This is a genomic window from Dactylosporangium sp. NPDC051541, assembly GCF_044454505.1.
GTDB lineage: Bacteria > Actinomycetota > Actinomycetes > Mycobacteriales > Micromonosporaceae > Dactylosporangium.
In genome coordinates, this window is record NZ_JBITDU010000002.1 from 797626 (window position 1) to 808681 (window position 11056).

General features: G+C 71.5%; 10 protein-coding genes. 4 read left to right on the forward strand and 6 right to left on the reverse strand.

The window, feature by feature from the left end:
- Window positions 1–16: 16 nt before the first annotated feature.
- Together ACIA8L_RS11715 and ACIA8L_RS11720 are read right to left on the reverse strand one after the other, a co-directional pair.
- A complete protein-coding gene (locus tag ACIA8L_RS11715) occupies window positions 17–3850 on the reverse strand; it encodes a fibronectin type III domain-containing protein (RefSeq protein WP_395903175.1) in 3834 nt (1277 codons plus the stop codon).
- Window positions 3851–3893: 43 nt separating this feature from the next.
- The gene (locus ACIA8L_RS11720; RefSeq protein WP_395903178.1) at window positions 3894–4628 is read right to left on the reverse strand and encodes a BTAD domain-containing putative transcriptional regulator; all 735 of its coding nucleotides are present in this window, start codon (window positions 4626–4628) and stop codon (window positions 3894–3896) included.
- Between the two features lie 55 nt (window positions 4629–4683).
- On the opposite strand from ACIA8L_RS11720, the gene ACIA8L_RS11725 reads away from it, so the two are divergent.
- The 4 genes from ACIA8L_RS11725 to ACIA8L_RS11740 all read left to right on the forward strand — a co-directional run bounded on the left by ACIA8L_RS11725 (window position 4684) and on the right by ACIA8L_RS11740 (window position 6969).
- The gene (locus tag ACIA8L_RS11725) at window positions 4684–5439 is read left to right on the forward strand and encodes a sulfite exporter TauE/SafE family protein (RefSeq protein ID WP_395903180.1); all 756 of its coding nucleotides are present in this window, start codon (window positions 4684–4686) and stop codon (window positions 5437–5439) included.
- A 139-nt stretch (window positions 5440–5578) separates the two neighbouring features.
- Entirely contained in the window at window positions 5579–6334 is a 756-nt protein-coding gene (locus tag ACIA8L_RS11730; protein ID WP_395903182.1) for an NPP1 family protein, read from the forward strand.
- Between the two features lie 48 nt (window positions 6335–6382).
- The gene (locus tag ACIA8L_RS11735; RefSeq protein ID WP_395903184.1) at window positions 6383–6709 is read left to right on the forward strand and encodes a hypothetical protein; all 327 of its coding nucleotides are present in this window, start codon (window positions 6383–6385) and stop codon (window positions 6707–6709) included.
- Window positions 6706–6969 carry a hypothetical protein gene (locus tag ACIA8L_RS11740; RefSeq protein ID WP_395903187.1) on the forward strand — a complete coding sequence of 88 codons (264 nt, stop codon included), beginning with the start codon at window positions 6706–6708 and terminating at the stop codon, window positions 6967–6969. The genes ACIA8L_RS11735 and ACIA8L_RS11740 overlap by 4 nt, the downstream gene beginning before the upstream one ends.
- A gap of 46 nt (window positions 6970–7015) precedes the next feature.
- Here the strand turns inward: ACIA8L_RS11740 and ACIA8L_RS11745 are convergent, their stop codons facing one another.
- Genes ACIA8L_RS11745 through ACIA8L_RS11760 form a run of 4 tightly spaced genes read right to left on the reverse strand, consistent with a single transcriptional unit; the run spans window position 7016 to window position 10906 of the window.
- Complete coding sequence (locus tag ACIA8L_RS11745; RefSeq protein ID WP_395903189.1) at window positions 7016–8056, reverse strand: LacI family DNA-binding transcriptional regulator; 1041 nt, start codon at window positions 8054–8056, stop codon at window positions 7016–7018.
- Window positions 8053–8877 (reverse strand): carbohydrate ABC transporter permease, encoded by an 825-nt coding sequence (locus ACIA8L_RS11750; RefSeq protein ID WP_395903191.1) that lies wholly within the window; start codon window positions 8875–8877, stop codon window positions 8053–8055. The genes ACIA8L_RS11745 and ACIA8L_RS11750 overlap by 4 nt, the downstream gene beginning before the upstream one ends.
- On the reverse strand, window positions 8874–9728 hold the full coding sequence (locus ACIA8L_RS11755) for a carbohydrate ABC transporter permease (protein ID WP_395903193.1): 855 nt from the start codon (window positions 9726–9728) through the stop codon (window positions 8874–8876). The genes ACIA8L_RS11750 and ACIA8L_RS11755 overlap by 4 nt, the downstream gene beginning before the upstream one ends.
- Entirely contained in the window at window positions 9728–10906 is a 1179-nt protein-coding gene (locus ACIA8L_RS11760; protein ID WP_395903195.1) for an ABC transporter substrate-binding protein, read from the reverse strand. Before ACIA8L_RS11760 ends, ACIA8L_RS11755 begins: the two co-directional genes overlap by 1 nt.
- Between the last annotated feature and the right edge of the window lie 150 nt (window positions 10907–11056).

Sequence of the window (11056 nt, forward strand, 5' to 3'; positions counted from 1 at the left end):
CGACGCCGAAATCCCGTCAGAGGTTGGGCACGAGCCGCGGGGACCAAGCGGTCGCCTTGCCCTCGGCGATGAAACCGCCGAGCTCGTTGAGGATCGCGAGCGCCAGCAGGTTCTCGGTCAGGTTCGGGCCGTAGCGGTCCCAGAGCGCGGCGCCGAGCCGCACCGAGTGATCGTCGCCGGCGTCGGTGACGCCGACCAGGCGCTGGGCGTGCACCAGGACCCACTCGGAGAAGCCGGCGGCCCGCCCGACGTAGCCGTAGTGGATGTTGGACCAGATGTCGTAGTACATCTCCCACGGCTGTAGCGGGATGCGGTAGCGGTAGGCGTCCCAGCCGCTCTCCGCGCCGATACCCGGATAGGTGCGCAGCTGTGGCTTCTGGTCCCACGGGCAGCTGCCGCACACCAGGTTCTTCCACATGACGGTGCCGCGGCCCTGCTCCCAGATGTCGCCGTCCAGGAGCCGGTGAATCTCGGCGGTGGCGGCGCTGCCCTGATTGATGTGCATGATGTTGGCCATGATGCGCACGGTCGCCTCATAGGCGGCGGTGTCGTCGTTGCTGCGCACCGTGTAGTTGACGGCCTGCGCGCCGCTGGACGGGTCGGCCTCGACGCCGTTCTTGACCGCCACCACCTCGAAGTACCAGCACTCCTGCAGGAACAGGTAGCCGATGCTCACCGAGGTGCCGGTCACGACGAACGGCAGCTTGTCCATCGAGGACCGTGACGGGTTGTCCCGGCCGCACGGCAGCGGGTAGTAGTAGATCTGATACCCGTCCGCATCCGGCGAGGCCTTCCAGCTCAGCTTCATCCCGTAGACCAGCGGCAGGGCCGAAGCGCTGGTGGCCGGGCGCGGCTTGGGCAGCGTGACCCGCACGGTGTTGCTGCGCACGCCGCGCTGCTGGCCGTTGATCGCCTGGACCCGGATGTCGTAGACGTGCCCGGGCGTGAGCAGGGTGACGGTGAACGACGAGCCGGTGACCGGATACAGCAGCTCGGTGTAGTCGACCTCGCCCCGGCTGACGTCGCGCAGCTGGATGAAGTATCCGGTGGCGGTCCCGGACCGGGTCCACTGCAGGCGGGCCGAGCCGGCCGCGGCGGAGACCCGCAGGTTGGACACCTGCGGGGTCGGGCCGAGCGGGGTGACGGAGACGGTGTTGGAGTAGCCGCCCGGGGTCAGCCCGTCGACGGACTGGACCTTGAACTGGTAGGCGGCCCCGTTGACGAGGCCGGTCGCCGTCCAGCCGTCGTCGGCGATCGGCACGGGCAGCGGGTGCCAGTCCGTGCTGTCCTTGACCCAGATGCGGTAGGCGGTCGCCCGGGACGCGGCGCTCCAGTGCAGCACCGCCTTGCCGTTGCCGCCGGTGACCTCGAGGCTCTCCGGCCCGGCCGGCGGCGGGCCCGACGGGACGACGGTGACGGCGGCCGACGTGCCGCCCGGGATCAGGTCGTTGTAGGCCTGCACCTTGTACTGGTACGTCGCCCCGTTCACCAGGCCCGTCGCCGTCCACGCGTCGTCGATCACCGGCCACAGCAGCTTCGTGAACCCGGCCTCGCCGGCGGTGACGTTGCGCGCCCATACGTACACGGCGGTGGTCCCGGCCGGCATGCTCCAGCTCAGCTGGGCCTTGCGGTCGCCGGCCCGCACGGTGAGCGCCGGCGCCCCGGGAACGGGTCCGGTCGGCGTGACGGTGACCGCGGCCGTTGTCGCCCCCTTGATCCGGCCGCTCACCGACTGCAGCTTGAACTGGTAGGTCGCGCCGTTGCTGAGGCCCTCCGCGGTCCAGCCGGTGCCGCCGACCGCGATGGGCAGCTCGGTGAAGCCGGTCTCGCCGGCGGTGACGTTGCGGCGGGACACGATGTAGCCGGTGGCGTTCGCGGCCGCGGTCCAGCGCAGGTCGGCCTCGCCGTCGCCGGCGGTCGCGGTGAGCCCGGCCGGCGCGGCCGGTGGCGGCACCGTCGGCGTCGCGGACACGGTGGCGCTGGTCGCGCCGTCGACGAGCCCGTCGACGGACTGGAGCTTGAACTCGTAGGTCGCCCCGTTCTCGAGCAGCTCGGCGGTCCACGACGCCCCGTCGACGGGCCAGGTGAGCTTCCGGAACCCGCTCTCCCCCGCGGTCACGTTGCGCACGTGCACCCAGTAGCCGCTCGCCCCGGGTGCCTCGGTCCAGCGCAGCGTCACGGTCCCGTTGCCGGCGGTCGCGCTCAGGCCGGTCGGGGCCGGGGGCGGGCTCGCCGTGGGCCGGGCCGTGCCGGTCGCGGAGAACCCGCCGGCGATGCGGCCGTTGAGGGCCTGGACCCGGTACTCGTACACCGCCCCGTTGACCAGCCCGCGCGCCGTGAACGCGGTGCCGTAGACCGGCCACGGCAGGCGGGTGAACCCGGTCTCGCCGGCGGTCACGTTGCGCTGCTCGATGCCGTAGCGGTCGGCGTCGGCCACCGCCGCCCAGGACAGCACCGCCTCGCCGTTGCCGCTGCTCACCGTCAGCACCGGGGCGCCCGGGGTCGCGCCCGTGAGCGTGACGCCGACGACCGGGCTCGTCCCGCCGCGCAGCGTGCCGTTGACCGCCTGGATCCGGAACTCGTAGCGGACGCCGTTCTCCAGCAGGGTCGCGGCCCATGAGGTGCCGGAGATCGGCCACGGCAGCTCGCGGAACCCGGTCTCGCCGTCCGTCACGTTGCGCACCGACACCAGGTAGCCGGTGGCGTCGGCGGCCGCGGTCCAGCGCAGCTCGGCCTGGTTGTTCCCGGCGGTGACCGTGAACGCACCCGGGGTGCCGGGGACGCTGCCGGTGGGGGTGATCGTGACCTCGTTGGAGTACGCGCCCTCGTCGTCGCCCTTGGCCGCCTGGATCTTGTACCGGTACGTGACCCCGGCCCCGAGCTGTGTGACGTGCCACGGGTTGTACGCCGCGGTGAGCGGGATCGGCAGCTTCGTCCACTCCTTGTTCAGCAGCGTGTCCTGCGTCCACACCCAGTACTGCGTCGCTCCGGTCGACGGCGTCCAGGCCAGGTCGGCCGTGCTCGCCCCGGTCGCCGTGAGCGTGGCCACCGGCGCCTGGGACGGGCCGACCGGCACGTCCGGGAACGGCCGGGGATAGGCCGCGCCGATCCCGAACCGCTGCGCGAGCGCGTCGGCGAACGCGGCGGCGATCCGCAGCTCCCCGCGGGCGTTGGGGTGCACCCCGTCCCAGGTGTGCTCGGCCGCGACGAACCCGGCGTCGGTGGCGGCGACGACGACCGGAGACGCGGCCGTGTCCAGGCTCGCCGCGACGGCGGCGATGCGCTGGTTGGTGTCGGCGACCAGTGCGGCGAACGGCGCGTCGGTGACGGCGCGGGTGGTCGGCAGCAACCGGCCGAGGACGAACCGGACGCCGGGCCGGGCCGAGCGCGCGTTGGCGATGAGCTCCCGGGTGTCGGCCTCGACCTGGGCCGGGCTGTGGCCGAGCCAGACGAGGTCATTGATGCCGAGCAACAGCAGGATCTCATCCGGTTGGTACTGCGCGGTCCGGGCCGCGATCACCGTCTTCTCATCGGCGATCGGCCGTCCCCACACGGCATCGTGGTCACGGTCGAACTCCGGGTCGGCGTAGGTCTGGTCGCCGTCGCCCTCGGCCGTGGTCATGATGTTGTTCAGGTCGTTGCGTGGCCCGACGAAGTCCGGCGCGGCCCCGTTCGCGGTGAGGTGCTTCCACAGCCGGTACCGCCACGTCCAGTCCCCGCTGCTGCCGTGGCTGATCGAGTCGCCGACGACCATGACCCGCCCGGCCGCGGCGGCGTTGGCGGCGGCGGGTGGGCCGAGGACGACCACGGCCGTGGGCAGCAGCAGGAGCAGCGCCAGCAGCTTACGCATGGGTGCACGCTGCCTCAGCCCGGTAGCGGCCGCGTAGCGTCCCTCAGTCGGTGAGGATCCGGTGCTGCAGCCGGCGCAGCTCCGGGCCCGGCTCGAGGCCGAGCTCCGCGGCCAGCACGGCCCGGGCCTGCCGATAGACGGCGAGCGCGGCGGCCCGGTGCCCGCTGCGGTGCCGGGCCTGCATCAGCTGCAGCCAGAACCGCTCGCGCAGCGGGTCCTCCTGGACGAGCCGCTGCAGGTCGTCGATGACGGCCTCGTGGCGCCCGAGGCGCAGCTCCGCGTCGATGCGGGCCTCCCACACCTCACGGCGCACCTCCTCCAGGCGCGGCGCCCAGTCGCGCTGGACGGCCGGCGCGGCCACGTCGGCCAGGACCGGCCCCCGGAACAGGCCGAGCGCGTCGGTCAGCGCGGCCGCCGCCCCGCCCCACTGCCCGGCCCGGGCCAGGGCCCGCCCGCTCGACCGCAGCCGCTGCAGGTCGTCGAGGTCGAGCTCGCCCGGGCCGACGTCGAGGCGATACCCGGGCGGCTGCGTCCGCAGCCGCGCGCCGGCCGGCCCGAGCCGCTGCCGCAGCAGCTTGACGTAGTTGCGCAGGGTCGCCCGGTGTCCCGGCGGCGGCGCGGCGTCCCAGACCGCCTCGGCCAGCTCGTCGAAGGACATGACCCGGTTGGCCCGCAACAGCAGCAGGGCCAGCACGGTACGGTGCCGGGCCGCGGCCACCGGCCGCACCACCCCGTCGTCATCGACCACCAGCAGTGGCCCCAGCGCCCCGAATCGCATCGACGCCGATCGTACTGATCGGTAGCAACGGTCACGGGGCGGTAACGTGCAGGTCATGACCCCCGGCGAGGCGTTGATCCTGCTCGGTGGCGGTCTGGTGACCGGGGCCGTCAACGCGATCGCGGGCGGCGGGTCGCTGATCACGTTTCCGCTGCTCGTGGGCCTGGGCCTGCCGGGGGTGGCGGCCAACGTGAGCAACGCGCTGTCGGTCGCACCGGGCTACGCGGCCAGCGCCGTCGGCAGCCGCCCCGACCTGACCGGGCAGGGGCGGCGCATCCGCACGATCCTGCCGGCGATCGTCGCGGGCACCCTCGGCGGCAGCGCCCTGCTGCTGTTCACGCCGCACGGGGTGTTCGACGTCGTCGTGCCGTTCTTGCTGCTGCTGGCCGCGACGATGATGGCGTTGCAGAAGCAGCTGCAGGCCCTGGCCGGCCACCCGGCCGACCTCCCGGCCCGCCGCCAGGCGGTGCTCGTGCAGGTGGCCGTGTTCCTGTGCGGGCTGTACGGCGGCTACTTCAACGCGGCGATGGGTGTCCTGCTCATCGCCAGCCTGGCGCTCGTGCTCGACGAGCCGCTGCGCCGGATCAGCGCGCTGAAGAACGTGTTCGCGGCCGTCGTCGGCACCACCACCGTGCTGCTCTACAGCGTCTTCGGCCCGGTCAACTGGGCCGTCGTGGCCGTGCTGGCCCCGGCGACGATGGCCGGCGGCTACGTCGGCGCCCGCGTGGCCCGCCGCCTGCCGGGCGAGGTCCTGCGCTGGGCGATCGTCGTGTTCGCCCTGACCGTGGCCGTAGTGCTGTTCGTGACCTGAGCATCGCCGGTCCGGAGCCGTTCAGTGGATGTTCACACCATGCCGGTCGCGCTCCATACTCGTGGTCGTCGATATTCATCGCAGTTGCCGACCCGATGAAAGGCCAGCGTTGGAACACGTCTCATCACGTCGCCGCACCGTGACCCGGGTGGTGGTGGCCGGGGTGGCCGCGCTCGCGGTCCTGCTGCCGGCGACGGCCGCCTACGCCGACAACCTGCCGAACCTGCCGCAGAACGCCAACGGCTACGAGCAGTCGTTCTCGCCCGCCTACGACTACGACGGCGACGGCTGCTACGCCGTGGCCGCGATCAGCCCGACCGGCACCATCAACCCCGGCCTCAACCCGACCGGGGCCGTCAACGGCAACTGCCGGGACCAGTCCGACCTCGACCGCACCCAGACCTACTCCCGGTCGAAGTGCAACAACGGCTGGTGCGCGATCGTCTACGCCAGCTACTTCGAGAAGGACCAGGCCCTCCCCGGCATCAGCCTCGGCGGGCACCGGCACGACTGGGAGCACGTCATCTCCTGGGTCAGCCAGTCGACGAACCAGGTCGAATACGTGACCACGACCCAGCACAGCAGCCAGGTGACCTACCCGCGCGCGCAGGTCCGCTTCGACGGCACCCACCCGAAGACCGTCTACCACAAGGACGGCCTGTCGACCCACTTCTTCCGGCTCGCCAACAGCAACGACGAGCCGCCGGAGAACCATTACCACAACTGGCGCTACCCGCCGCTGGTCGGCTGGGACGGCTGGCCCTCGACGGCCCTGCGCGACAAGATGACGACCGCCGACTACGGCTCGGCCACCCAGAAGATCAGCGACGGCCGGTTCCAGTCGCTGCTGAGCGCGGCCAAGCCCGCCGGGATCGCGTTCGACCCCAACGCCTGACCGGCGTCACTTGCATCCGGTACCCCGGAACAGGCTTACCTTCAACGCATGATGCCTGCTGGTGTACCGGATGCATGCACGCTGCCGACCGCGGAGCAGCCCCTGCGGCTGGCCGAGTTCGACGCACTGTTCACCGCGGCCGTGCGCCGCGTCGAGGCCCTCGCCCCGACGCACGCGCGGCTGCGGCTGCAGGGACCGCCCGGCCTCGAGGCCACGGTGCGGGACCTGACCGCCCGGGAGACGCGGTGCTGCTCCTTCTTCACGTTCACGGTCACCGCCCAGGACAGTGGTGCGGTGGTCCTGGACATCGAGGTGCCCGCCCACCACGCCGACGTCCTGGCCGGCCTCACCGACCGGGCCCGGGCCGCCGCATGAGGACCAGCAAGGTCAGCGGTGTCCTGGCCGCCTTCGCCTGCGCCGTCTGCTGCGCGCTCCCGATCCTCATCGCCGCCGGGGTCCTCACCACCGCCGGCGCCGCGCTGCTCCAGCAGACGCTCCTGGCCGTCGCGGCCGGCCTCGCCGCGGTCGCGTTGGGCGCGTGGTGGCTGCACCGCCGCCGGACCGCTCAGCCGGCGGTCGCCGCGGCGTCCACGGCCGGCTGCGGCTGCGGGGCGCCGGCCGGCTGCGGCTGCTGACGTCACGCGCGGCCGAGCAGGTCGAGCAGCTCGGTGGCGACCACGATCATCGGGCCGCCTTGACCGGCGCGGCGGTGCTGCCCCGGACCACCAGGGTCGCGGCCTGCTCGCGCAGTGACGGCGCGTGGCCGTCGTCGATGCGCTGCAGCAGCGCCCGGGCGGTGTGGGCGCCGTAGGCCTGGATGTCCCAGGCGAGCGCGGTCAGCGCCGGATGGGCCAGGGCGCACAGCTGGGAGTCGTCGCCGGCGACGATGGACAGCTCGGCCGGGACGGCCACGCCCATCTCCTGGGCGACGTTGACGGCGGCCACGGCCATGAGGTCGTTGTCGAAGATGATCGCGGTCGGGCGGGTGCGCCGCGACAGCAGGGTCCGGGTCGCCCGCGCGCCCTCGCCCCAGGTGTAGTCGGTGGTCACGATGTCCCGGGCGGGCAGGCCGTGCACCCGCATCGCCCGCCGGAACGCGTCGATGCGCAGCTGGGTGTGGTTGAGCACGGGCAGGCCCGCGACCCGGGCGATGCGCCGGTGCCCGAGCGCGACCAGGTAGTCGACGGCCGCGGACACCGCGGCCTCGTCGTCGGTCGACACCGAGGGCAGGTCGCCGCCGCCGGGGACCCGGCCGGCGGCGATCGCGGGCAGGCCGAGCTCGGCGAGCACCGGGAGCCGCTCGTCCTTGACCCACAGGTCGGTGATGACCATGCCGTCGACCCGCCGCTCGGCCCACCACAGGCGCATGGCCTCGATCGCCGCCGCGTGGTCCTCGACGATCTGCAGCAGCAGCGCGATCCGCCGGGCCGACAGCTCCCGCTCCAGCCCGGCGATGAAGCGCATGAAGAACGGCTCGACGCCGAGGGTGTCGGCCGGGCGGGCCAGGATCAGCCCGACGCTGTGCGCCCGCGACCCGACCATCGAGCGGGCCGCGACGCTCGGCCGCCAGCCGAGGTCGTTGGCGATGTCGATGATGCGCTGCCGCGTCTCCGACGACACGCCGGGGCGGCCGTTCAGCGCGTAGGACACCGCGCCGATCGACACCCCGGCCCGGGCCGCGATCGAGGCGATGGTCGGCCGGCGCCCGTCGGGGGTCGTCACTTCGTGGCCCCCGCGGTGAAGCCGTTGTAGATGAACCGCTGCAGCATCAGGAACACGATAAGCGTCGGGAGGATGACCAGCACCGCCCCGGCGCAGATAATCTCCCAGTGGGCGCCGTACGGGCCCTTGAACCGGAACAGCGACGTCGAGATGACGGCCAGGTCCGGCGAGGGCATGTACAGGAACGGCACGTAGAAGTCGTTGTAGATGACGACGCCCTTGACGATCACGACGGTCGCGATCGCCGGTTTCAGCAGCGGCAGGATCACCGAGCGGTAGATCCGCCACGACGAGGCGCCGTCGAGGCGGGCCGCCTCGTCCAGCGACACCGGAATGCCGCGGACGAACTGCACGAAAATGATGATGGAGACGATGTCGGTGCCGGTGTAGAGCGCGATCGGCGCCAGCCGCGAGTTGAACATCCCGAAGCTGTTCACGACCTGGAACGTGGCGACCTGGGTGGTCACCCCGGGCACCAGGGCGGCCAGCAGGAACAGGGCGATGACCAGGCGGCGCAGGCGGAACCGGAACCGGTCGATCGCATACGCCGCCATCGACCCGATCAGCACCGTCCCGGCCACCGAGACGACGAGAATGACGACGGTGTTGAGCAGCGCCGGCAGCATCTGGCCCTGGGTGAACGCGAACCGGTAGTTGTGCAGGTTGGTCCAGTCGTGCGGCAGGTCGAGCGGGCCGGTCGCGGCCGCCTCCCGTTCGGTCTTGAACGACGTCGTGAACACCACCGTCAGCGGCAGCAGTGTCACGACGGCCGCGAGCACGAGGGACAGATACTTCAGCGATGCCGCGATCCGGGCCGTCATACCAGGTCCGCGCCCTCGTCCGGCAGGACTCGGCGCTGCACCCAGGTGATGAGCAGGACGATCGCCAGCAGCACGACGGCCGCGGCCGAGGCCAGGCCGACCTTGTTGAACTGGAACGCGAGCTTCACGGTCTGGATGACGAACGTGGTGCTGCCGTTCGCGCCCCCGGTCATGATGTACGGAATCTCGAAGACCGACAGCGAGCCGGAGACGACGAGGATCGCGCTGAGCCCGATCACCGGCCGGATACCGGGGACGATCAGGTGCCGGACCTGATGCCAGCGGTTCGCGCCGTCGAGCTCGGCGGCCTCGTAGATGGCGGCCGGAATGGACTGGATCGCCCCGAGGAACAGCACGAAGTTCAGACCGAGATACCGCCACAGCGACACCCCGGCCAGGGACCAGTTGACGAGGTCCGGGTCGCCGAGCCACAGATGCTGCCCGTGTACTCCCAGGAGGCGCAGCACCGAGTCGAGCGTCCCTCCGGGCTGGAAGCAGTACAGGAACACGAACCCGATCGCGACGCCGTTGATGAGATACGGGAAGAACAGCACGCCCTTGAAGAAGCTCCGGAAGCGCACATTGAAACTGAGCACCGTCGCGAAGTACAACGCCAGCACCATCTGCACTGCCCCGGAGGCCAGGTAGAACAGGCTGACGAAGAACACCTGGAACAGGTCCGGCCGGGTGAACAGCTCGGTGTAGTTGTCGGCGCCGACGAACGGCAGGTCGGCGCTGAACCCGTCCCATTTCGTAAGGCTGTAGTAGAGCAGGTTGGCCACCGGCGCGTACGTGAACGTGAGCAGGAGCCCGAGCGGGACGGCCAGGAACAGCCACGGCGTCCAGCGCATCAGCTGCCCGCCGACTTGATCGCGGCCGCCCATTTCCGGTTCAGTTCGCCGAAGTAGGCCTCGAGGCCGCCGCCGGCCGCGCCCCGGGCGAGGTCGACGATGTGCTGCCGGTAGTCGGGCTTGTTCAGGCCGATCTCGGACTCGTTGTCGATCTTCGACACCTGGGCGTTACGCGCCTGGCTGAGCTCGACGAACTGCACGCCCGCACCCTGGTAGGCCTGCAGCGTCGCCGGGAGCGGACCGGACCTGAGCGTCGGCAGCAGGCTCTGGTCCTGGGCGTAGGTGCTCTTGTCGACGAACCAGTCGAGCCAGGCCCGCGCCGCCTCCTTGTGCTTGGAGTGGATGCTGACGCCCTGCAGGTAGTCCGGGGAGATCAGCGCGCAGTAGTGCCCGCCGGTCTGGGCCGGCCACGGCATGAACCCGATGTTCGCCGGGTCGTTGCCGGCCACCTTCGCGGCCGCCTGCATCTGCGAGATCGCCCAGGACGCGAGCATCAGCGTCCCGGTCTTGCCGGTGGCGATCTGGCTCTTCGCGGCGTCCCAGGCGGTCGTGGTCGGGTCGGTCTCCACGAGCCCGTCGTGCACGACGTCGTAGAGCAGGCCGTCGATCCGGGCCAGCTCCTTGCCGGCCGCCCACGGCGCGGTGTCGGTGGCGAGATTGTCGTTGGCCTTGGTGTCGCAGCTGGTCGAGCCGAGGTAGCTCTGCCAGGCGGTCATCGGCCAGCCCTCGTGGTAGATCGTGTACAGCGGGGTCGCGCCCGTCTTCGCCTTGATGGCCCGCAGGTCGGCCCGGAACTCGTCGAAGGTCTTCGGCCACTCGGCGATCCCGGCCTGCTGCCAGACCTGCTTGTTGTAGACGATCCCGGTCGCGTTGCCGTTGATGGCGACCCCGTAGACCTGGCCGTCGACGGTGCCCTTGTCGATGAAGCGGTACTTCTGATCCAGATTGGCCTGCGTGTCGAGCGGTGCGAAGAACTTCGGGTAGTCGTTGACCGGCACCGCCGCCGGGATCATGAGCACGTCGCCGTAGTTGTCGCTGTTCATGCGGATCTTGACCGCGCCCTCGTAGTCGCTGATCGCCTCGAACTTGACGTGGACGTTGGGGTACGTCTTGTTGAACTCGGCCGCGTACCGGTCCAGGGTGCCGTCCCCGGCCAGGTCGGTCTTGTGGGTGAGCACGGTGATGTCGCCGCTGACCTTCGCCGGGTCGGCGGCCGTGGCCGCCGATCCCCCGGTGTCGCCGGGGGGGCCCGGGGCGGGGGGCCCGCCCGGGCCCCGCCCGGATTCACGCCGCGGTCAGCAGATCGATGACCTCCAGGGCCGCGTCCG

Bases quoted from the DNA above. Each gene is read 5' to 3' on its own strand.
- ACIA8L_RS11715 (WP_395903175.1), bottom strand. From the start codon at position 3,850: ATGCGTAAGCTGCTGGCGCTGCTCCTGCTGCTGCCCACGGCCGTGGTC.
- ACIA8L_RS11720 (WP_395903178.1), bottom strand. From the start codon at position 4,628: ATGCGATTCGGGGCGCTGGGGCCACTGCTGGTGGTCGATGACGACGGG.
- ACIA8L_RS11725 (WP_395903180.1), top strand. From the start codon at position 4,684: ATGACCCCCGGCGAGGCGTTGATCCTGCTCGGTGGCGGTCTGGTGACC.
- ACIA8L_RS11735 (WP_395903184.1), top strand. From the start codon at position 6,383: ATGATGCCTGCTGGTGTACCGGATGCATGCACGCTGCCGACCGCGGAG.
- ACIA8L_RS11740 (WP_395903187.1), top strand. From the start codon at position 6,706: ATGAGGACCAGCAAGGTCAGCGGTGTCCTGGCCGCCTTCGCCTGCGCC.
- ACIA8L_RS11750 (WP_395903191.1), bottom strand. From the start codon at position 8,877: ATGACGGCCCGGATCGCGGCATCGCTGAAGTATCTGTCCCTCGTGCTC.
- ACIA8L_RS11755 (WP_395903193.1), bottom strand. From the start codon at position 9,728: ATGCGCTGGACGCCGTGGCTGTTCCTGGCCGTCCCGCTCGGGCTCCTG.